At 58.3% G+C, this 22,615-nt stretch carries 14 protein-coding genes, 2 tRNA genes and 3 rRNA genes; 8 read left to right on the top strand and 11 right to left on the bottom strand.

Annotated elements, in window-relative coordinates; translation table 11 throughout:
* Positions 1-20: 20 nt before the first annotated feature.
* Positions 21-2,378 carry a DNA polymerase II gene (locus PSH81_RS09355; protein ID WP_305392363.1) on the bottom strand — a complete coding sequence of 786 codons (2,358 nt, stop codon included), beginning with the start codon at positions 2,376-2,378 and terminating at the stop codon, positions 21-23.
* 181 nt (positions 2,379-2,559) lie between these two features.
* Between PSH81_RS09355 and PSH81_RS09350 the strand changes: the two genes are divergently transcribed.
* The gene (locus tag PSH81_RS09350; protein WP_305392362.1) at positions 2,560-4,785 is read left to right on the top strand and encodes a TonB-dependent siderophore receptor; all 2,226 of its coding nucleotides are present in this window, start codon (positions 2,560-2,562) and stop codon (positions 4,783-4,785) included.
* A 139-nt stretch (positions 4,786-4,924) separates the two neighbouring features.
* On the opposite strand, the gene PSH81_RS09345 is transcribed toward PSH81_RS09350, so the two are convergent.
* Positions 4,925-5,383, bottom strand: coding sequence for an SRPBCC family protein (locus PSH81_RS09345; RefSeq protein WP_192300291.1), 459 nt, complete (start codon positions 5,381-5,383; stop codon positions 4,925-4,927).
* A gap of 295 nt (positions 5,384-5,678) precedes the next feature.
* On the opposite strand from PSH81_RS09345, the gene PSH81_RS09340 reads away from it, so the two are divergent.
* Positions 5,679-6,080 (top strand): GFA family protein, encoded by a 402-nt coding sequence (locus PSH81_RS09340; protein WP_192300290.1) that lies wholly within the window; start codon positions 5,679-5,681, stop codon positions 6,078-6,080.
* A gap of 1 nt (position 6,081) precedes the next feature.
* Here PSH81_RS09340 and mrdA read toward each other — a convergent pair whose 3' ends face one another.
* The 6 genes from mrdA to PSH81_RS09310 form a co-directional block, all read right to left on the bottom strand.
* Positions 6,082-7,974: a penicillin-binding protein 2 gene (gene mrdA, locus PSH81_RS09335; protein WP_192300289.1), complete on the bottom strand. Its 1,893-nt coding sequence runs from the start codon at positions 7,972-7,974 to the stop codon at positions 6,082-6,084.
* 226 nt (positions 7,975-8,200) lie between these two features.
* Positions 8,201-8,316 (bottom strand): 5S ribosomal RNA (gene rrf, locus PSH81_RS09330).
* A gap of 149 nt (positions 8,317-8,465) precedes the next feature.
* A 23S ribosomal RNA gene (locus tag PSH81_RS09325) occupies positions 8,466-11,357 on the bottom strand.
* Positions 11,358-11,604: 247 nt separating this feature from the next.
* Positions 11,605-11,680: transfer RNA gene (locus PSH81_RS09320), tRNA-Ala, on the bottom strand.
* Positions 11,681-11,710: 30 nt separating this feature from the next.
* Positions 11,711-11,787, bottom strand: a tRNA-Ile gene (locus PSH81_RS09315).
* 83 nt (positions 11,788-11,870) lie between these two features.
* A 16S ribosomal RNA gene (locus tag PSH81_RS09310) occupies positions 11,871-13,407 on the bottom strand.
* Together the 16S, 23S and 5S rRNA genes with 2 tRNA genes alongside form the textbook arrangement of a ribosomal RNA operon.
* Before the next feature lie 643 nt (positions 13,408-14,050).
* Between PSH81_RS09310 and rhtA the strand changes: the two genes are divergently transcribed.
* From rhtA to PSH81_RS09290, 4 genes are all read left to right on the top strand, one after another.
* Positions 14,051-14,938, top strand: coding sequence for a threonine/homoserine exporter RhtA (gene rhtA, locus PSH81_RS09305; RefSeq protein WP_305392361.1), 888 nt, complete (start codon positions 14,051-14,053; stop codon positions 14,936-14,938).
* A 164-nt stretch (positions 14,939-15,102) separates the two neighbouring features.
* Positions 15,103-15,384: a hypothetical protein gene (locus tag PSH81_RS09300; RefSeq protein WP_192301238.1), complete on the top strand. Its 282-nt coding sequence runs from the start codon at positions 15,103-15,105 to the stop codon at positions 15,382-15,384.
* A 111-nt stretch (positions 15,385-15,495) separates the two neighbouring features.
* On the top strand, positions 15,496-16,227 hold the full coding sequence (locus PSH81_RS09295; RefSeq protein WP_226455511.1) for an SDR family oxidoreductase: 732 nt from the start codon (positions 15,496-15,498) through the stop codon (positions 16,225-16,227).
* A 35-nt stretch (positions 16,228-16,262) separates the two neighbouring features.
* On the top strand, positions 16,263-16,856 hold the full coding sequence (locus PSH81_RS09290) for a 2-hydroxychromene-2-carboxylate isomerase (RefSeq protein WP_226455510.1): 594 nt from the start codon (positions 16,263-16,265) through the stop codon (positions 16,854-16,856).
* Here the strand turns inward: PSH81_RS09290 and PSH81_RS09285 are convergent.
* The 3 genes from PSH81_RS09285 to PSH81_RS09275 all read right to left on the bottom strand — a co-directional run bounded on the left by PSH81_RS09285 (position 16,849) and on the right by PSH81_RS09275 (position 20,369).
* Positions 16,849-18,657: an aminopeptidase P family protein gene (locus PSH81_RS09285; protein ID WP_305392360.1), complete on the bottom strand. Its 1,809-nt coding sequence runs from the start codon at positions 18,655-18,657 to the stop codon at positions 16,849-16,851. The two genes, PSH81_RS09290 and PSH81_RS09285, sit on opposite strands and share 8 nt — an antisense overlap.
* A gap of 49 nt (positions 18,658-18,706) precedes the next feature.
* Positions 18,707-19,867, bottom strand: a complete 1,161-nt coding sequence (locus tag PSH81_RS09280; RefSeq protein WP_305392359.1) for a cysteine desulfurase family protein — start codon at positions 19,865-19,867, stop codon at positions 18,707-18,709.
* Between the two features lie 232 nt (positions 19,868-20,099).
* Positions 20,100-20,369: a hypothetical protein gene (locus tag PSH81_RS09275; RefSeq protein ID WP_192301233.1), complete on the bottom strand. Its 270-nt coding sequence runs from the start codon at positions 20,367-20,369 to the stop codon at positions 20,100-20,102.
* Positions 20,370-20,767: 398 nt separating this feature from the next.
* Between PSH81_RS09275 and msuE the strand changes: the two genes are divergently transcribed.
* Both msuE and ssuD read left to right on the top strand, forming a co-directional pair.
* Complete coding sequence (gene msuE, locus PSH81_RS09270) at positions 20,768-21,331, top strand: FMN reductase (protein WP_192301232.1); 564 nt, start codon at positions 20,768-20,770, stop codon at positions 21,329-21,331.
* Between the two features lie 9 nt (positions 21,332-21,340).
* Entirely contained in the window at positions 21,341-22,483 is a 1,143-nt protein-coding gene (gene ssuD / locus PSH81_RS09265) for an FMNH2-dependent alkanesulfonate monooxygenase (RefSeq protein ID WP_226455506.1), read from the top strand.
* Positions 22,484-22,615 lie beyond the last annotated feature (132 nt).

Raw genomic sequence — 22,615 nt, 5'->3', positions numbered from 1 at the left:
CGCCGTATCGAATCAAGCGTTTAAAACAGGCCCATCTGCCCACCGACCAGGGTGCTGAAATCGTCGTTGACGAACGGCAGGATCGCATCGGCCACCGGCTGCAATTGACGGGTGACGTAGTGGTCGTAGTCGATGGGCGCCTGGCTGACTTCCAAAGGCTGCGGACCGTTGACGCTGATTACGTAGCTGATCCAGCCACCGCGCTGGTACTGGCGCGGGCGGCCGAGGCGGTCGTTGTAGTCGTCAGCCAGGCGCGCAGCGCGTACGTGGGGTGGCACGTTGCGTTCGTAGTCGTCGAGCGGGCGACGCAGGCGCTTGCGGTAGATCAGCAGCTCGTCGAATTCGCCGCTGAGGGTGCGCTGCACGTAGTCGCGGATGTAATCCTGGTGCGGCAGGCGGTGGAAGATGCGCTGATAGAGTTCCTGCTGGAACTGGCGGGCCAGGGGCGACCAGTCGCTGCGCACGGTTTCCAGGCCTTTGTAGACCATTTCCTCGCTGCCGTCGCTGCGCGTCACCAGGCCGGCGTAACGTTTTTTGCTGCCCTCCTCCGCACCGCGAATGGTCGGCATGAGGAAGCGGCTGAAGTGGGTTTCGTACTGCAGTTCCAGCGCACTTTGCAGACCGAATTCGCTGCGCAGGTGCTCGCGCCACCAGTCGTTGACGTGCTGCACCAACGCCTGGCCGATGCGGCTGGCGTCGTCCTGGGAATGGGCGCTGCCGAGCCAGACGAAGGTGGAGTCTGTGTCGCCGTAGATCACCTCATAACCCTGGGCTTCGACCAGGGCGCGGGTCTGGCGCATGATCTGGTGGCCGCGCATCGTGATGGAGGACGCCAGCCGTGTGTCGAAGAAGCGGCAACCACTGGAGCCGAGCACGCCGTAGAAGGCGTTCATGATGATTTTCAGGGCCTGGGACAGCGGCGCGTTGTGTTCGCGCTTGGCCTCTTCGCGGCCCTCGGACACCCGCGCGACGATGGCCGGCAAGCAGTGCCGGGTACGCGAGAAGCGGGCGCCGCGAAAGCCTTCCACGGACAGGTTGTCGTCGGGGTACTTGAGGCCTTCGATCAGGCCCACCGGGTCGATCAGGAAGCTGCGGATGATCGATGGGTAGAGGCTTTTGTAGTCGAGCACCAGCACCGATTCGTAAAGACCGGGACGCGAGTCCATCACGAAACCGCCGGGGCTGGCCTGGGGCGGTTTGTCGCCCAGGTTCGGCGCGACGAAGCCCTGGCGGTGCATCAGCGGCATGTACAGGTGGGTGAACGCGGCGACCGAGCCGCCGTTGCGATCCGCCGGCAGGCCGGTGACGCTGGCGCGTTCGAGCAGGAACGTGAGCAGTTCGGTCTTGGCGAAGATCCGCGTGACCAACTCGCAGTCCTTGAGGTTGTAGCGCGCCAGGGCGGGCTTGTCCTCGGCGAACATACGGTTGATTTCGTCCATGCGCTGGTACGGCGTGGAGATGTCCTTGCCTTCGCCGAGCAGGGTTTGCGCGACGTTTTCCAGGCTGAAGGATTCGAAACTCCAAGTGGCCGAACGCAGGCCTTCGATACCGTCAATGATCAAGCGCCCTGCCGCTGCCGCGAAGTAGTGGTTGCGGCTGCCGTGTTCGCGCCAGGTCATGGCTTCGCCGCCACGACCGAGCAGCAGCGGTACGTTGAGGCGTTGGGCGTGTTCTTGGAGCACGCGCAGGTCGAACTGCACCACATTCCAGCCGATGATCGCGTCGGGGTCATGGATGGCGATCCATTGGTTGAGACGTTCGAGCAGTTGGGCGCGGGTGTCGCAGTAGTCGAGCTTGAAGTCCACCGCGGTGGTTTTGTTCGGCGGGCCGAGCATGTACACCTGGCGCTCGCCGCAGCCTTCGAGGGCGATGGAGTAGAGATCGCCCTTGGCGGTGGTCTCGATGTCGAGTGACACCAGTTTCAGCGGCGGGCGGTAGTCGGGCGCAGGTTTCATCTGCGCATCGGATAGCACGCCGGTGGCGTCGGGCGTACCGCCGAACCACACCGGCGCGGTGATGAAGCGCTCCATCATGTAGCGCTCGGGCGGGCGAACGTCGCCTTCGTAGACGTCGACACCGGCGGCGCGCAGGCGTTTTTCCAGGTCCATCGCCTGGCGGTGCTGGCGGGTGTAGAGGCCCAGCACCGGGCGGTGATGGAAATCGCACAGTTGCAGTGGGCGCAGTTCGATCTCGCGCTCGCCCTTGAGCAGCCAGTCGAGCGGCTTGCGATGGGCTTCGGGGATGAACATCACCGAGGTCTGCACAGGGAGGCGGACGAGCCTGGGGCCCTGGTCGGTGGCCAGCCAGAAGCTGACCTCCGTACCCGCCGGGGTGTCGCGCCAATGCCGGGTCAGGACAAAACCCTGCTGTAAGTCCACCGTACCGCACCTCAGGAATCGCTTTCAGGGCCTGATTCTACTCGGCATCTCGCGCACGCAGACCGCGGAAGTAAATATTTGTTGCGTGGCGCTAATAACAATTACTATCATTTGCGTTGGAGTCGTATCCGCGCAGTGAGGACGCGCAACGTTTGTTGCCCTTTTCCTCACTGGATCGACCATGCCCTTCCCTATTCCGTTTCGCCCGACCCTGCTCGCCCTGTGCTGTTCCCTGAGCGTCACCGCTCACGCTGCCACCCCCATCCCCCCGCAGGATGCAAACAACCGTCAGGACGGCGACACGCTGGAATTGGGCGCCACCAACATCAACGCTGACGCGCCGACGCCAGGCGCCCTGCCTCCGGTGTATGCCGGCGGCCAAGTGGCGCGTGGCGGCCAGTTGGGGGTGCTGGGCAACCAGGACATCATGGATGTGCCGTTCAGCATGTCCTCTTACACCGAGAAACTGATCCGCGACCAGCAGGCCGAAACCGTCGGCGATGTGCTGCTCAACGACTCGTCCGTGCGCCAGGCGTCGGGCTATGCGAACCAGGCGCAGACGTTCATGATTCGTGGCCTGCCCCTGAACGGTGACGATATTTCCTATAACGGCCTCTACGGCATCCTGCCACGCCAGATCATCTCCACCGACGCCCTGGAACGGGTTGAAGTGTTCAAGGGCCCGAACGCCTTCATCAACGGCGTGAGCCCCACCGGCTCGGGGATCGGTGGCGGCGTGAACCTGCAACCCAAACGCGCCGATGATCTGCCGTTGCGTCGTTTCAGCACCGATGTCAGCAGCGACGGCCGGGTGGGCGAGCACTTGGATATTGGCCAGCGCTTTGGTGAAGACCATCAGTTTGGCGCACGGGTGAACCTGTCCCAGCGTGAAGGCGACACCGGCATCGATGATGAAAACCAGCGCTCGAAACTGTTTGCGGTCGGCCTGGACTACCGTGGCGATGCATTGCGGTTGTCCGGTGACTTTGTGTATCAGAAACAGCACATCAATGGTGGTCGCAATTCGGTCTTCACGGGCACCGCCACCCACATCCCGGATGCGCCTTCGGCACACACCAATTACGCACCGAGCTGGAGCAGTACCAACCTTGAAGACACCCTGGGCATGCTGCGCGCCGAGTACGACCTGAACGACAACTGGACCGCGTACGCGGCGGGCGGGGTCAAGCACAGCCGTGAAATGGGGCGCTACTCATCGGTGACCCTGACCGACAACCTCGGCAATGCCACTGCCAGCGGTTCGACCATCGCCCACGAAGAAGACAACAGTAGCCTGATGAGCGGCCTGAACGGCAAGTTCCAGACCGGCGCGGTCAGCCATCGCCTCAACTTCGGCCTGGCCGGGATCTGGACCCAGGTGCGCAACGCCTATGTGTTCGCCAGCGGCAAGACCGCGACCAATATCTACAACCCGGTGACCGGCGCACCACCGGCCCTGAACAACCCACGCAACACGCCAGGCACCGACTTCAGCGACCCGCAAATCACCGCCAAGACCTTCGTGCGCAGCGCGGCCGTTTCCGACACCGTTGGCTTCTTCGATGACCGCCTGCTGGTGACCGTCGGCGCACGTCGCCAGCAGATGGTGGTGCAGGGCTACAACTACATGAGCGGTAGCCGCACGGCCAACTATGACGAGTCGATCACCACGCCGGTCTACGGCCTGGTGTTCAAGCCGTGGGAGCATGTGTCGGTGTACGCCAACCGCATCGAGGGCCTCGCACAGGGCCCGACGTCACCGCTCAAGGTCGGTCCCCGGACGGTCATCGGCGGCGGGCAGGCCTATGCGCCGGCGCGTTCCAAGCAGATCGAAGCGGGCGTCAAGGTGGACATGGGCAGCTATGGTGCGACGCTGGGTGTGTACCGTATCGAACAACCTGGGGCCGGTTACTCCGAAATCGTCGATGCCGACACTGCGCGCTACGTGCGCGAGGGCCTGCAAATCAACAAGGGCGTGGAACTCAATGTGTTCGGCGAACCGCTTAGCGGCTTGCGTCTGCTCGGCGGCGTGACGCTGATGAAGACCGAGCTCAAGGACACGGAAAAAGGCGCCAACGATGGCAACCGTGCGATCGGCGTGCCTTCGTTCCAATTCAACGCCGGGGTGGACTGGGACGTACCGGGCCTGCAAGGCGTGAGCCTCAACGGGCGCATGCTGCGTACTGGTGGGCAGTACGCCGACGCGGCCAACACCTTGAGCCTGCCGGCGTGGAACCGCTTTGATGTGGGCGCGCGCTACAACTTCAAGGTGGCGCAACGTGACGTGACGCTCGGTGCGACCGTGGAGAATGTTGCCAACGCGAAGTACTGGGAGTCGGCGCAGGGTGGTTTCCTGAGTCAGGGCGATCCGCGTGTGGCCAAGTTATCTGCTTCGGTGGATTTCTAGTTCATTTGTGTAGTGAGCGGGCTTGCCCCGCGCCGGGGGGGGGTGAAGCCGCCCCGAATCCGGATATCTCGGTTTACTTGAAACACCGCGGTGTCCCGTTTGGGGTGGCTTCGCCACCCAGCGCGGGCAAGCCCGCTCACTACAGAGCAGTGGTGTAGGTTTCGATGTTGGCCATTTGTTCGTCCCAGCCACGGGAGTTCATCTTGAAGGCTTTCTGGCGGCGGGATTCGGGGATGGCGTCGAAACCGGATTCAACTACCCGCAGCAGGATGCCAGGGGCGCGGTCTTCGAGGGTGAACTCCACGAGGGTTGGGGTTTCCTGGTCATAGTCGACCCCCTCCTCTACCGCGAATGGATGCCACCGGAACGAGAACAGGGTTTGCGGCAGAATGCGTTCGATCCTGGCCTTCCACACCACGTGTTCATAACCGGGGTAGGTAATCGGTGCTTCGATGGTTTGCCCGGCCACAAAGGTTTTGCCCTTGAGGGCGATGCCAAACCAGCTGCCGAATTGCTCGGCGTCGGTCAATGCGTCCCAGACCTGTTTGCGTGATGCGTTGAGCAGGACTTTTCGTTCAATTCGATCTAACACGTGCATAAGTCACCTCCTGCATTGACAGTAGGCGACATCAACCAATGCGCAACCCTTTCGGTCGCGCAGTGGTGTTGCTACTTATCTCAGGATTTCCATTTGGCATTGATCGTTCCATGGTGCGGCTCCCGTGGCGCCCGTCCCACAGACGGATACTCGTCCACCAGATAACTGCCCAACGGGTTCGCAAGGTGGACGGAGCAAAACTGATCCAGGCCTAAGGGCAATGATGTGTATCTACGTGATGCGCCGGGTAGCTGTGAACGGTAGATTGTCCCTCTTCTCCCTGAGGTGACGCTCTATGACTCAACAACTCCATGGAAGTTGTTTCTGCAAGGCCGTGCGGTATGAACTGGACAGCCTGGATATGCCCATCAGCCACTGCCATTGCCAAAGCTGTCGCAAGGTCCACGCTGCGGCGTTCGTTTCGACAGCGGGCGTGATGCGCGAGCACTTTCGTTGGACCCAGGGCGAAGCGCTGTTATCGTCGTATGAATCTTCGCCGGGGAAGCTCAGGCATTTCTGCTCGCGCTGCGGCTCACATCTGATCGCAGAACGTCCGCATCAACCCCACGTGATTGTGCGTGTGGCAACGCTGGATGATGATCCGGGGGTCACGCCGAGCTCACACATCTGGACCGCCCACGATGTGCCGTGGCTGGCACATGAGGGCGTCGAGCAGTGGGCCGAATGGAAGGCGTGATTTAAACGTGCGGGTCACCTGGGGCTTTGGCCGGCGTCGCATATTGCGGCTTGAGGTGGCCTTCCTGGTCGAGTAACCAGGCATCCATGATCTGGCGCACCACAGGACCGGCAACCCGTCCGCCGGCCTCACCGTTTTCGATCATCACCGAGATCACGATTTTCGGGTGTTCGGCCGGCGCAAAGCCGACGAACAAGGCGTTGTCGCGGTGACGCTCCAAGGTCTTGTTGCGGTCGTAGCGTTCGCCCTGCTTGATCGCGACCACCTGCGCCGTACCACTCTTGCCAGCAATCCGGTATTGCGCGCCTTGCGCTGCGGCGCGAGCGATGCCGCGCGGGTCGTGCATCACCAATTGCATGCCGTGGTTGACTTGTTCCCAGTCACGCGGGTCCTTGAGCACCACATTAGGCATAGGATTTTCGTCCACCGGCGGCACGCCGTTGATGGTTTTGGCCAGGTGTGGACGGTTCCACACACCTTTGTTGGCGATCAACGCGGTGGCTTGGGCCAGTTGCAGCGGGGTGACCTGCATGTAGCCCTGGCCGATGCCGAGGATCACGGTCTCGCCGGGGAACCAGGGTTGGCGGCGTGTTGCGCGCTTCCAGGCCTGGGATGGCATCAGCCCGGCTGACTCTTCAAACATGTCGAGGGAGACTTTCTGGCCGAGGCCGAACTCGGCCAGGTAATCATGCAGCCGGTCGATGCCGAGCTTGTGGGCCAGGTCATAGAAGTAGGTGTCGTTGGAACGCATGATGGCCGCGTCCATGTCTACCCAGCCATCGCCGCTGTGGTTCCAGTTGCGATATTTGTGGTCGAAGTCGGGCAGTTGGTAGTAGCCGGGGTCAAACACGCGGGTCTGGGCGGTAACTACGCCGCTGTCGAGACCGGCGATGGCGACTTCGGGCTTGATGGTCGAGCCTGGCGCGTAGAGGCCGCGCAGTACGCGGTTGAACAGCGGACGGTCGATGGAGTCGTGCAGCGCCGCGTATTCCTTGAAGCTGATGCCGGTGACGAACATGTTCGGGTCAAAGCTCGGCTTGCTGACCATGGCCAGCACCTCGCCGGTCTGCGGGTCGAGAGCCACCACCGAACCGCGACGGTCGCCCAGGGCTTCCTCGGCAGCTTCCTGGAGGTGGACGTCGAGGCTGAGGACGATGTTTTTGCCGGGGACCGGATCGGTATGCTTGAGCACGCGCAGTACGCGGCCTTGAGCGTTGGTCTCGACCTCTTCGTAACCTACGTGACCATGCAATTCGGATTCGTAGAAGCGCTCGATGCCGGTCTTGCCAATGGACTGGGTGCCGCGGTACTCAACCGAATCGAGGGCCTTGGACTCCTTTTCGTTGATCCGACCGACGTAGCCAATGGAATGGGCGAAATGTGCACCCAACGGGTAGTGACGCACGAACTGTGGCTCGACATCCACGCCAGGCAGGCGGAACTCGTTTACGGCCAGCACGGCGATTTGCTCTTCGGTCAACTCGTAGAACAATGTCACGGGAACGAACGGGTGCCGGGCTTGCTTGAGCGCCTTATCGAACACGGCACGGTCTTCGGCAGGCAGGTGCAGCAGGTTCACGATCGCGTCCAACTCGCCCTTGAGATCAGCGGTGCGTTCGCGGGTGATCGTCAGGTTATAGCTGGGCCGGTTGTCGGCCAGTACCACGCCGTTGCGGTCATAGATCAAGCCACGGGTTGGAGTGATCGGCAGGACGTGAACGCGGTTGTTTTCAGAAATCGTGGAGTGGTAGTCGAACTGCACGACTTGCAGGAAGTACATGCGGCCCACCAGGGCGCACGTGATGCCAATCACCAACAGCGCGCAGGCAAGCAGGCGCTTGTTGACCAAGCGGTTCTCGTTTTCGTGATCTTTGATGGGTATCGGTTCAGGCATTTCTACAGCATCTCGTTGAAGAAGGTCGACGCCGCGTCCTGCGGGTGAAAGATCAGTCCTTGTGAAAATGTGCTGCACCATACCAAAAATGCGGAAACACTTTGCATCGATTTCCCCAACGGCATGTTATTTGGCGCCTGGGGAGGCGAGATTGTTTCTTCGCACTTTTCGACCGCCCAAAACAAAACCCCTGTTTGCGTTAGCAAACAGGGGTTTTGGAATTTAATCTTGACGATGACCTACTCTCACATGGGGAAACCCCACACTACCATCGGCGATGCATCGTTTCACTGCTGAGTTCGGGATGGGATCAGGTGGTTCCAATGCTCTATGGTCGTCAAGAAATTCGGGTACTGAGTCGTGGCTTATGCCCCGCTTCAGCAAATTGGGTATGTGATAGCTTTCGGTGTTTTGTGAACGTCGAACTTTCGGTTCATTTCGTCTTCACACACCGCAATCTGGCCTTTCGACGCAAATTGCTTGGGTGTTATATGGTCAAGCCTCACGGGCAATTAGTATTGGTTAGCTCAACGCCTCACAGCGCTTACACACCCAACCTATCAACGTCGTAGTCTTCGACGGCCCTTCAGGGAACTCAAGGTTCCAGTGAGATCTCATCTTGAGGCTAGTTTCCCGCTTAGATGCTTTCAGCGGTTATCTATTCCGAACATAGCTACCCGGCAATGCCACTGGCGTGACAACCGGAACACCAGAGTTTCGTCCCCTCCGGTCCTCTCGTACTAGGAGCAGCCCCTCTCAAATCTCAAACGTCCACGGCAGATAGGGACCGAACTGTCTCACGACGTTCTAAACCCAGCTCGCGTACCACTTTAAATGGCGAACAGCCATACCCTTGGGACCGGCTTCAGCCCCAGGATGTGATGAGCCGACATCGAGGTGCCAAACACCGCCGTCGATATGAACTCTTGGGCGGTATCAGCCTGTTATCCCCGGAGTACCTTTTATCCGTTGAGCGATGGCCCTTCCATACAGAACCACCGGATCACTAAGACCTACTTTCGTACCTGCTCGACGTGTCTGTCTCGCAGTCAAGCGCGCTTTTGCCTTTATACTCTACGACCGATTTCCGACCGGTCTGAGCGCACCTTCGTACTCCTCCGTTACTCTTTAGGAGGAGACCGCCCCAGTCAAACTACCCACCATACACTGTCCTCGATCCGGATAACGGACCTGAGTTAGAACCTCAAAGTTGCCAGGGTGGTATTTCAAGGATGGCTCCACGCGAACTGGCGTCCACGCTTCAAAGCCTCCCACCTATCCTACACAAGCAAATTCAAAGTCCAGTGCAAAGCTATAGTAAAGGTTCACGGGGTCTTTCCGTCTAGCCGCGGATACACTGCATCTTCACAGCGATTTCAATTTCACTGAGTCTCGGGTGGAGACAGCGCCGCCATCGTTACGCCATTCGTGCAGGTCGGAACTTACCCGACAAGGAATTTCGCTACCTTAGGACCGTTATAGTTACGGCCGCCGTTTACCGGGGCTTCGATCAAGAGCTTCGCGTTAGCTAACCCCATCAATTAACCTTCCGGCACCGGGCAGGCGTCACACCCTATACGTCCACTTTCGTGTTTGCAGAGTGCTGTGTTTTTAATAAACAGTCGCAGCGGCCTGGTATCTTCGACCGGCATGAGCTTACGGAGCAAGTCCTTCACCCTCACCGGCGCACCTTCTCCCGAAGTTACGGTGCCATTTTGCCTAGTTCCTTCACCCGAGTTCTCTCAAGCGCCTTGGTATTCTCTACCCAACCACCTGTGTCGGTTTGGGGTACGGTTCCTGGTTACCTGAAGCTTAGAAGCTTTTCTTGGAAGCATGGCATCAACCACTTCGTTACCTAAAAGGTAACTCGTCATCAGCTCTCGGCCTTAAGATCCCGGATTTACCTAAGATCTCAGCCTACCACCTTAAACTTGGACAACCAACGCCAAGCTGGCCTAGCCTTCTCCGTCCCTCCATCGCAATAACCAGAAGTACAGGAATATTAACCTGTTTTCCATCGACTACGCTTTTCAGCCTCGCCTTAGGGACCGACTAACCCTGCGTCGATTAACGTTGCGCAGGAAACCTTGGTCTTTCGGCGTGGGTGTTTTTCACACCCATTGTCGTTACTCATGTCAGCATTCGCACTTCTGATACCTCCAGCAAGCTTCTCAACTCACCTTCACAGGCTTACAGAACGCTCCTCTACCGCATCACTTACGTGATACCCGTAGCTTCGGTGTATGGTTTGAGCCCCGTTACATCTTCCGCGCAGGCCGACTCGACTAGTGAGCTATTACGCTTTCTTTAAAGGGTGGCTGCTTCTAAGCCAACCTCCTAGCTGTCTAAGCCTTCCCACATCGTTTCCCACTTAACCATAACTTTGGGACCTTAGCTGACGGTCTGGGTTGTTTCCCTTTTCACGACGGACGTTAGCACCCGCCGTGTGTCTCCCATGCTCGGCACTTGTAGGTATTCGGAGTTTGCATCGGTTTGGTAAGTCGGGATGACCCCCTAGCCGAAACAGTGCTCTACCCCCTACAGTGATACATGAGGCGCTACCTAAATAGCTTTCGAGGAGAACCAGCTATCTCCGAGCTTGATTAGCCTTTCACTCCGATCCACAGGTCATCCGCTAACTTTTCAACGGTAGTCGGTTCGGTCCTCCAGTTAGTGTTACCCAACCTTCAACCTGCCCATGGATAGATCGCCCGGTTTCGGGTCTATTCCCAGCGACTAGACGCCCTATTAAGACTCGCTTTCGCTACGCCTCCCCTATTCGGTTAAGCTCGCCACTGAAAATAAGTCGCTGACCCATTATACAAAAGGTACGCAGTCACAGAACAAAGTCTGCTCCCACTGCTTGTACGCATACGGTTTCAGGATCTATTTCACTCCCCTCTCCGGGGTTCTTTTCGCCTTTCCCTCACGGTACTAGTTCACTATCGGTCAGTCAGTAGTATTTAGCCTTGGAGGATGGTCCCCCCATATTCAGACAAAGTTTCTCGTGCTCCGTCCTACTCGATTTCATGACTAAGAGATTTTCGCGTACAGGGCTATCACCCACTATGGCCGCACTTTCCAGAGCGTTCCGCTAATCTCAAAGCCACTTAAGGGCTAGTCCCCGTTCGCTCGCCACTACTAAGGGAATCTCGGTTGATTTCTTTTCCTCAGGGTACTTAGATGTTTCAGTTCCCCTGGTTCGCTTCTTGCACCTATGTATTCAGTACAAGATAACCATCTTATGATGGCTGGGTTCCCCCATTCAGACATCTCCGGATCAAAGTCTGTTTGCCGACTCCCCGAAGCTTTTCGCAGGCTACCACGTCTTTCATCGCCTCTGACTGCCAAGGCATCCACCGTATGCGCTTCTTCACTTGACCATATAACCCCAAGCAATCTGGTTATACTGTGAAGACAACATTCGCCGAAAATTCGAATTTCTCAACTAAGAGAACTCACAAATTTTACCTTAGCCTGATCCGTTACCAGTGAAAGTAACGTTCAGTCTATCTTTCTATCACATACCCAAATTTTTAAAGAACGATCTAATCAAAGACTAGAAATCAACATTCACCATCGTCACGATGGAATGCTCATTTCTAAGCTTTCAACAAACAGAAGCAGTAGTGGTGGAGCCAAACGGGATCGAACCGTTGACCTCCTGCGTGCAAGGCAGGCGCTCTCCCAGCTGAGCTATGGCCCCGTATTTCTACAGGCGTTTCCCACACAAAATTGGTGGGTCTGGGCAGATTCGAACTGCCGACCTCACCCTTATCAGGGGTGCGCTCTAACCAACTGAGCTACAGACCCAATTTCGGGCTGCTTCTTTATCGTCTTCTTCAATGAATCAAGCAATTCGTGTGGGAACTTATGGAGCAGCTGATGTCGTCGATTAAGGAGGTGATCCAGCCGCAGGTTCCCCTACGGCTACCTTGTTACGACTTCACCCCAGTCATGAATCACACCGTGGTAACCGTCCTCCCGAAGGTTAGACTAGCTACTTCTGGTGCAACCCACTCCCATGGTGTGACGGGCGGTGTGTACAAGGCCCGGGAACGTATTCACCGCGACATTCTGATTCGCGATTACTAGCGATTCCGACTTCACGCAGTCGAGTTGCAGACTGCGATCCGGACTACGATCGGTTTTATGGGATTAGCTCCACCTCGCGGCTTGGCAACCCTCTGTACCGACCATTGTAGCACGTGTGTAGCCCAGGCCGTAAGGGCCATGATGACTTGACGTCATCCCCACCTTCCTCCGGTTTGTCACCGGCAGTCTCCTTAGAGTGCCCACCATTACGTGCTGGTAACTAAGGACAAGGGTTGCGCTCGTTACGGGACTTAACCCAACATCTCACGACACGAGCTGACGACAGCCATGCAGCACCTGTCTCAATGTTCCCGAAGGCACCAATCCATCTCTGGAAAGTTCATTGGATGTCAAGGCCTGGTAAGGTTCTTCGCGTTGCTTCGAATTAAACCACATGCTCCACCGCTTGTGCGGGCCCCCGTCAATTCATTTGAGTTTTAACCTTGCGGCCGTACTCCCCAGGCGGTCAACTTAATGCGTTAGCTGCGCCACTAAAAGCTCAAGGCTTCCAACGGCTAGTTGACATCGTTTACGGCGTGGACTACCAGGGTATCTAATCCTGTTTGCTCCCCACGCTTTCGCACCTCAGTGTCAGTATTAGTCCAGGTGGTCGCCTTCGCCACTGGTGTTCCTTCCTATATCTACGCATTTCACCGCTACACAGGAAATTCCACCACCCTCTACCATACTCTAGTCAGTCAGTTTTGAATGCAGTTCCCAGGTTGAGCCCGGGGATTTCACATCCAACTTAACAAACCACCTACGCGCGCTTTACGCCCAGTAATTCCGATTAACGCTTGCACCCTCTGTATTACCGCGGCTGCTGGCACAGAGTTAGCCGGTGCTTATTCTGTCGGTAACGTCAAAACAGATACGTATTAGGTAACTGCCCTTCCTCCCAACTTAAAGTGCTTTACAATCCGAAGACCTTCTTCACACACGCGGCATGGCTGGATCAGGCTTTCGCCCATTGTCCAATATTCCCCACTGCTGCCTCCCGTAGGAGTCTGGACCGTGTCTCAGTTCCAGTGTGACTGATCATCCTCTCAGACCAGTTACGGATCGTCGCCTTGGTGAGCCATTACCCCACCAACTAGCTAATCCGACCTAGGCTCATCTGATAGCGCAAGGCCCGAAGGTCCCCTGCTTTCTCCCGTAGGACGTATGCGGTATTAGCGTCCGTTTCCGAACGTTATCCCCCACTACCAGGCAGATTCCTAGGCATTACTCACCCGTCCGCCGCTCTCAAGAGAAGCAAGCTTCTCTCTACCGCTCGACTTGCATGTGTTAGGCCTGCCGCCAGCGTTCAATCTGAGCCATGATCAAACTCTTCAGTTCAAACATCTTTGGGTTTTTAAGAAACCCTAAACTTGGCTCAGCAATCGTTGGTTACATCTTTGATTTCTCGCGGAGTAACTTGTGATGCTGATAATCTTGTTGACTATCAGTCTGACTCCACAAGCACCCACACGAATTGCTTGATTCAGTTGTTAAAGAGCGGTTGGTTAAGATCTTTCGTCTCAACCGAGGCGCGCATTCTACAGCAGCCTCATTTGCTGTCAAGTGATTATTTTCAGAAGCTTTCGAAGATTTCTTCAACAACTTCAACCACTTGCGCTTACGATCTCTCGTTAGCGGGAGGCGAATTCTACAGCGTTACACGCTGCTGTCAACACCTCTTTTTCAACTTCCTGAGCGCTTCGATGAACTGAAGCAACCTGCTGCCGAAAACTGCGTAACTCATTGTTTACCAAAGAGTTTTCCGTTTCGACTGCGCCGGAAGTGGGGCGAATTATAGACATCCAGAATCTGCCGTCAACCATTAATTTGTTTTTACTATCAATTAGCCTGAAAACCGCCAAAACCACTCTATATAGAAAGGACAACGCCAATGACTGAGCAATATATTGCTCAACGCTAAACAGTTGAGCATCATAGCGCCCTACGCCACTCTTAAAATGATCTCGGACACCCCCTCTCAATGACCATCTCTTCTCGCAGCCTGGCCTCGACATTATTCCCTGTCGGCCTGCTGTTGATCGCCATGGCTTCCGTGCAGACCGGCGCTTCGCTCGCCAAAAGCATGTTCCCTATCGTCGGTGCACAAGGCACCACCGCCCTGCGCCTGATTTTTGCCAGCGTGATCATGCTGCTTCTATTACGCCCCTGGCGCGCCAAGCTGACAGCCAAATCCTTGCGTACCGTCGTCGTCTACGGCCTGGCATTGGGAGGCATGAACTTCCTCTTCTATATGTCCTTGCGCAGCGTGCCCTTGGGCATTGCGGTAGCACTCGAATTTACCGGCCCTCTCGCGGTAGCGATATATGCCTCACGGCGCGCGGTGGATTTCCTCTGGATCGGCCTTGCCATCATTGGCCTGCTGTTGTTGATCCCTACAGGAGAAACCAGCCACGGCATCGACCTGATCGGCGCCGCCTACGCACTCGGCGCAGGCGTCTGCTGGGCACTCTATATTCTGTTCGGCCAGAAAGCAGGTAACGACAACGGCGTCCAAACAGCTGCCCTCGGCGTGATGATTGCCGCGTTGTTCATTGCGCCAATCGGAATCGTCCACGCCGGCGCCGCATTGCTGACCCCTGCACTGATTCCGATCGCTATCGGCGTCGCCATCCTGTCCACTGCCCTGCCCTACACACTGGAGATGGTCGCGCTGACACGTCTCCCCGCCCGCACCTTTGGCACGCTCATGAGTATCGAACCGGCATTCGGCGCACTTTCAGGCCTGCTCTTCCTGCAAGAACACCTCTCCCTCGCGCAATGGCTGGCCATTACCTGCATCATCCTGGCGTCTGTCGGGGCGACGCTGACGATGGGCAGCGGCTCCAAACCGCTGGTTCCTGCCGATTGAGTCATATCGAAATGTAGCTCTGGTATTTGCCGCTTATTTAGGCCATGTTAAAGCCGCAAACGAATGTCATTCATGGAGACTTTCGACAAGGACAGCGCGAACGCTACACTCGAGAGCGAGTAGAGCCAGCTTCAAGTATTGCGAAGCGGCTATTAAGGATGGGAATGAAGCGAATTTTGATGCTGTTGATGATCGTGGCGATTGCCGGCTGTGCCGCGACCACCAAGACAGAAGTAAAACGGGGCAAAAAAGGGCTGCATATCAACTGTTCCGGCCTGTCGTCCTCCTGGGAGCAGTGCTACACCAGTGCAACCAACTCCTGCGGCGCCAAAGGCTACCGGGTTATCGCCAAGTCGGGTGACAACTCCGAAGAGCCAGGGGACTACCCCTTCGGCCTCAACCCCGCCGGCTATACCAGCCGCAGCATGATCGTCATCTGCAAGTAAACGACCGAGCAGTCAGCCTCCGACTGCTCATCTTAAATTCCTGATACATACCCAGTCCCTCGCGGTGTTGCGTCTAGACTCCTGCTCGACAATCGAGCCAACGGAGTTCCCATGACACACAACAAGAAAATCGTATTGGTAGTGGGCGCCGGTGATGCCACCGGCGGCGCCATCGCCAGGCGCTTCGCCCAGGAAGGGTATGTGGCCTGTGTCACCCGTCGTAGCGCCGACAAATTACAACCTCTGGTCGACAGCATTCACTCGGCCGGCGGCGAAGCCCATGGCTTTGCCTGCGACGCACGTAAAGAAGAAGACGTGATCGCGCTGATCGAGAAAATCGAAACCGAGCTCGGCCCCATTGAAGCGTTCGTCTTCAATATCGGCGCCAACGTGCCCTGCAGCATCCTTGACGAAACGGCGCGCAAGTATTTCAAGATCTGGGAAATGGCCTGTTTCTCAGGCTTCTTGAACGCCCGTGAAGTCGCCAAACGCATGGTCACCCGTAACCGAGGCACTATCCTGTTCACTGGCGCTACCGCCGGTTTACGCGGCGCAGCAGGTTTCGCCGCGTTCGCCGGGGCCAAGCACGGGATCCGCGCTCTGGCACAAAGCATGGCGCGAGAACTGGGCCCGAGAAATATCCACGTCGCCCACGTGGTGGTCGATGGCGCCATCGATACCGACTTCATTCGCGACAACTTTCCACAAAAGTATGCGCTCAAGGACCAGGACGGCATCCTCAACCCCGAACACATTGCCGAAAACTATTGGTACCTGCATAGCCAACCCAGAGACGCCTGGACCTTCGAGCTGGACCTGCGCCCCTGGAATGAACCTTGGTAAGCACGCCCCATAACCATAAGCAGCGAGCATCGATCATGAGCAAAACCCTGGAGTTCTTTTTCGACCTCGGCAGCCCGGCCACCTATCTCGCCTATACCCAACTACCGGCACTGTGCGCTGAAACCGCGGCGCAACTGGTGTACCAGCCCATGTTGTTGGGTGGCGTATTCAAGGCCACCGGCAACGCATCGCCGATTATGGTCCCCGCCAAAGGTCGCTACATGCTGGATGACCTGGCGCGATACGCCCAACGCTACGGCGTGACGCTCAAGTTCAACCCGCACTTCCCGATCAACACCCTGGTGCTGATGCGTGCCGTCACCGGCATGCAGATGCGCCAACCCGAGCGCTTCGACGATTTTGTCGATTGCCTGTTCCGTGCCCTCTGGGTCGAAGGTCTGCACCTGGGCGATCCAGCCGTCGTGGCCAGTGTCCTTGCCGGGCATGGTTTTGATCCAGAGCAGGTCCTGGCCCTGGCCAACGATGACGATGTAAAAACCGCCCTCAAGGACAAAACCGAACAAGCCGTTCAACGCGGCGTGTTCGGTGCGCCCAGCTTCTTTGTAGGCAACCAGCTGTTCTTCGGTCAGGACCGTCTGGAGTTTGTGCGCGAAGCCCTGATCAAATAGCCGCCGTACGCACCTGCAACCACTCCAGCGCGGCGCCACTGAGCAACGGGCTGAGGCGCTCGCGCACTTCGGCGTGGTAGGCGTTGAACCACTCACGCTCATCCGCCGTCAGCAGCGAAAGCTCCAGGCAACGGGTGTCGATCGGGCACAGGGTCAGGGTTTCAAACTTGAGGAACTCGCCGAATTCGGTCTTGCCCGCTTCCCGGTTCAACACCAGGTTCTCGATACGCACGCCCCAGCGTCCCGGACGGTAAGTGCCCGGCTCGATGGAGGTGATCATGCCCGCCTGCATCGCCGTTTGCGGCGCAGCGGCCGCCTGATAGGCGATCACCTGCGGGCCTTCATGCACGTTGAGGAAATAACCTACACCGTGCCCTGTACCATGGCCGTAGTCCACGCCTTCAGCCCAGATCGGCGCACGTGCGATGGCATCCAGCAGCGGCGACAGGATGCCCTTGGGAAAATGAGCGCGAGACAAGGCGATCACGCCCTTGAGCACACGAGTGCAGTCACGCTTCTGCTCCTCGCTCGGCGAACCGATTGGCACCATCCGCGTGATGTCGGTTGTACCGCCCAGGTACTGGCCGCCCGAATCGATGAGCAACAAACCGTCGCCTTCGATCAGCGCGTGCTCTTCCTCGGTTGCGTGGTAATGCGGCATCGCGCCATTGGCGTTGAATGCAGCGATGGTATTGAAGCTCAGCGACACATACCCAGGACGACGCGTACGCGCAGCGGTGAGGTGTTCGTCGATGGTCAGCTCGGTGATGCGCTCGCGCCCCAGCGCACTGTCCAACCAGGCAAAGAACTCACACAGCGCGGCCCCATCCTGCTCCATCGCCTGGCGGATGTGTTGCGCATCCGCCAGGCTCTTGCGGGACTTGGCCAGTGTGGTCGGGTTAATGCCTTCCACCAGCTTGACGCCAGCATCGAGGTTCTCCAACAGCCCAGCCGTCACGCGCGCAGGATCAACCTGCAAAGTGGCACCCGATGGCACCGCACGCAACGCATCCGCCACTTCGCTGTAGTCGCGCAAGGTTACGCCGTCCTGCTCCAACACCGCGCGCAACGCAGTGTCGACCTTACTAAGCGCCACAAACAAAGTGGCCTGTTGTTGATTGATCAACGCAAAGGACACAAACACCGGGTTAAACGAAACATCCGCGCCACGCAGGTTGAACAGCCACGCGATGTCATCCAGGGTGGCGATGAAGTGCCACTCAGCACCCTTCTCTTTCAGACTGGCACGCAGCGCCGTGAGCTTTTCGCCACGGCTGACGGTGGCCTGCGGCGGCAAGTGCTGATAGATCGGTTGGTCCGGCAGCGGCGGGCGATCTTGCCAGACGTCGTTCAGCAGGTCGATGTCGGTGCGCAGGCGTGCGCCGCGTTCTGCCAGTTTTCCCCCCAGGGTCCGCGCCGAAGCCACGGCCATTACCGCACCATCAACCGCCACTACCGCACCTTCCGGAGTTTGCTCGGCCAACCACTCCAGCGGCCCTGGTTGGCCCGGTTGCAGTTTCACCAACTCGATACCGCTGCCCTTGAGTTCCTTGCTTGCCTGTTCCCAGTAGCGGCTATCGGCCCACACACCGGCGAAATCCGCAGTGACAATCAACGTCCCCACCGAACCATGGAACCCCGACAACCATTGCCGTCCCTGCCAATAACCTGGCAAGTACTCGGACAGGTGCGGGTCGGCCGACGGCACCAGCAGGGCGTGGATGCCCTCGCGGCGCATCAGTTCGCGGGTCTGCGCCAGGCGCTGGGGAACCGTTCCATGGGTCAAGGGCTGCGTACTCATTGTGTCTCCTGCTAACCACGAATAATTATTATGTGTTGCGAAAAATGGCTCAGACCGCCCAGAACGCCGGTGCACTGGCGAGTGCCGCCTTGATCAACTGCACGGCCTGATCAATATCCTGCTCGGTGGTAAACCGTCCGAGGCTCAAGCGAATGGTACGCCCGGCGCTGCGCGCATCATGCCCCAGCGCCAGAAGTACGTGGGACGGTGCATTGCTTGCCGAATTACAGGCCGAGGTCGCAGAAAACGCGATGCCCGCGCTCAAGGCCGCAGCGTTGAATTCACCTTCGCCAAATGTGAGGCTGAGGGTATGGGGAATACGCTGGGTGGCGCTGCCATTGAGGCGCACACCGCCAACCGACTCCAACTGCTCCAGCAGACGTTGGCGCAACCCCACGATCACAGCCTTCTCTTCGACAAAAGACGCCGCTGCCAGCGCGAATGCCATGCCCATGCCAGCAATCTGATGGGTCGCCAGGGTGCCGGAGCGCAAGCCGCCTTCGTGGCCGCCGCCGTGAATCTGCGCCAACACCTTCTGCTGCGCCCGCGGCCCCACATACAACGCGCCGATGCCCTTGGGGCCATACAGTTTGTGCGCGGAAAACGACATCAAGTCCACCGGCCACTCACCCAGGTCAATCGCCACCTTGCCCGCGCCCTGCGCAGCATCCACGTGCAACAACGCACCGTGTTCACGCACCCGCGCGCCAATGCCCGGAATATCGTTGAGTGTGCCCAGTTCGTTGTTCACCAGCATCAGCGATACCAGGAAGGTGTCTTCACGCAACGCTTCGCTGACCGCATCGGCGCTGATCAGCCCATCGGCGTCCGGCACCAGATAGGTCACGGCCACGCCGGCTTCCTGCAGTTGCCGCGCGGTATCCAGGGTGGCCTTGTGCTCGATCTGGCTGGTGATGATATGCCCGCCCGCCACGCCCCGTGCCTGGGCCACGCCCTTGATCGCGAGGTTGTTCGATTCCGTCGCGCCGGAAGTCCAGACGATTTGCTCAGGCGCGGCACCGACCAGTTCGGCAACCTGGCGACGTGCCTGCTCGACCGTTTGCCGGGCGGCTTGGCCGAACGCGTGGGAACTGGACGCAGGGTTGCCGAAATTGGCGTTGAAACCCAGGCAGTCAACCATGACCTGGATGACCCGCTCATCCACCGGCGTGGTGGCGGCGTAGTCGAAATACAACGGACGTTTATTCATGAGGTTAAAGACTCGCAGAGCAGGTTCCCGAGAGCAGCGTCTCAGGTGCATCGACCGGGACAGAGGTCGTCAGGTTTAACCGATCGGATGCCATTAAAAAAGGACCACTTTAGGCAAATGTGCGTAGGAACGCTCCTGAAATTCAGCTTAACAGGCTGAAGTCGCCCCATGGAAAACAAAAACCCGAGGGTCCTTAAGGGAAACCTCGGGTTCTTCGCTGCCAATGCCCCACTCAACTGGGACGACCATGCAGGGTTACGCTGCGTTCGGCGTTCATTTCACCCTGGCGATCGAAGCTGTAGGACTTTTGTGGCTGCCCCAACAGTGCCGCACGCTGCTGTTGGTATTCATCAAACGACAAGCCGCGACGGCTCAGCGCTTCAAGGGCCAACTGCCTGCTTTCTTCCACCGAATAGGGACGCAACTCAGGCGCAGGATGAGTCGCACACCCGGCGACGACGGAAGTGACAAGCAATAAGGCAACAGCAAGCAATCGGTTCATGGTGGCGGCTCTGCGAAGTGGGTTTCGAGTCAATGAACACAGGCTACTCCCGCCCCTGGGCAGGGAAAAATCACCTGCCGTGATAGTCGCTATCAGCCGCCGAGGCACCTTCGATAGCTACGCCTTTTATATTCTTTATTGATCTATAAATATTGAAATACGTTCATTTACGGAATATCTCTAACCCTCTATAAATGGCAACACACCCAACGGGCACTGTTCGCCACGCAACTGTTGCCCAGGCAACAGCCATTCAACAAATCAGCAGGCCGACAACACCAGGAGTTTCCAGCACTGAGCCCACAGCCCACGCCACTCAAGGCCCGCAGCCTTTGGTACAGCTCTTGCTCAACACGCTGCACACCTGCTGTGAACCACTGTTGAAAAAGGAACTGTTCATGACCCGTCCCCTGAATGTCGTTGCCCTCTCCGGCGGAACCTGGCGCCCGTCCCGTACCCTCGTATTGACCCAGGCCGTGCTGGCGGAACTCGCCACCCTGCTGCCCATCCAGACCACCTTGATCGAGTTGGGCGACATTGCCCGGCCATTGGGCGGTGCGCTGTCCCGCGACGAATTGCCGGCCGAGGTCGAAAGCCAACTGTTGGCCATCGAGCAGGCCGACCTGCTGATCGTCGCTGCGCCGGTGTATCGCGGCTCCTACCCGGGCCTGCTCAAACACCTCTTCGACCTGGTCGGCCTCAACGCGCTGATCAACACCCCGGTGCTGCTGGCCGCCACCGGCGGCAGCGAACGCCACGCATTGGTCCTCGATCACCAGTTGCGTCCGCTGTTCAGCTTCTTCCAGGCATTGACCTTGCCGATTGGTGTGTACGCCACCGAAGCCGACTTCACCGACTACCAAATAACCAGTGAGCCCTTGAAGGGCCGTATCCGTCTTGCGGCAGAACGCGCTGCACCGTTGTTTGCAGCGCACTCCCCCTCCCTGCTGAAAATCGCTTAAGGATTTGTCATGGATGTTTTCTGGTTTCTGCCGACTCACGGCGACGGTCATTACCTGGGCACTACCCAAGGTGCACGGCCAGTCACCCTCAATTATCTGAAGCAAGTCGCGCAAGCGGCTGACAGCCTGGGTTACCACGGCGTGCTGATTCCTACCGGGCGCTCGTGCGAAGACTCCTGGGTCATCGCTTCCGCGTTGGTGCCATTGACCGAGCGCCTGCGCTATCTGGTAGCGATCCGCCCCGGGATTATTTCTCCGACCGTTTCAGCACGCATGGCCGCAACCCTGGATCGCCTGTCCAACGGCCGCCTGCTGATCAACGTGGTCACGGGCGGCGACCCCGACGAGAACCGCGGCGACGGCAGTTTCCTCGACCACAGCGAACGCTACGAAGTCTCCGACGAGTTCCTCAAGATCTGGCGTCGCGTGTTGCAGGGCGAATCGGTGGATTTCGAAGGTAAACACCTGCGCGTGCAGAACGCCAAGGCCCTTTACCCACCCGTGCAGAAGCCCTACCCACCGCTGTATTTCGGTGGGTCCTCCGACGCGGCCCACGACCTCGCCGCCGAGCAGGTCGACGTGTACCTGACCTGGGGCGAGCCGCCCGCTGCCGTCGCGGAGAAACTCGCGGATGTGCGTGAGCGCGCCGCCCGTCACGGCCGCACCGTCAAGTTCGGCATTCGCTTGCACGTGATCGTGCGCGAAACCGAAGAAGACGCCTGGAAAGCCGCCGACAAACTGATCGAGCACATCAGCGATGAAACCATCGCCGCTGCGCAAAAATCCTTCTCGCGCTTTGATTCCGAAGGCCAGCGTCGCATGGCCGCCCTGCACGACGGGCGCCGCGACAACCTGGAAATCGCCCCCAACCTGTGGGCCGGTGTCGGCCTGGTGCGCGGCGGTGCCGGCACGGCGCTGGTGGGCAACCCGCAACAGGTCGCGGCACGCATCAAGGAGTACGCCGACCTGGGCATCGAGAGCTTCATCTTCTCCGGCTATCCGCATCTGGAAGAGGCATATCGCTTTGCCGAACTGGTGTTCCCGCTGTTGCCGGAGCCATACGCCAGCCTCGCCGGGCGCGGTATCACCAACCTCACTGGTCCATTCGGCGAAATGATTGCCAACGATGTACTGCCCACGAAAAAGGCTTGAGGGCAGTGAGAGCGGCTTTATGTGGGAGCGGGCTTGCCCGCGATGCAGACACCTCGGTACGTCAGTTAGCCCGAGGTGATGCTATCGCAGGCAAGCCAGCTCCCACAAAAGCCCGCTCCCTCATTTGGCCTT

The organism is Pseudomonas sp. FP2335 (assembly GCF_030687535.1).
Taxonomy (GTDB): Bacteria; Pseudomonadota; Gammaproteobacteria; order Pseudomonadales; family Pseudomonadaceae; genus Aquipseudomonas.
The sequence above is the reverse complement of the archived record's forward strand: the minus strand, read 5'-3'. Positions and strand labels throughout refer to the sequence as shown.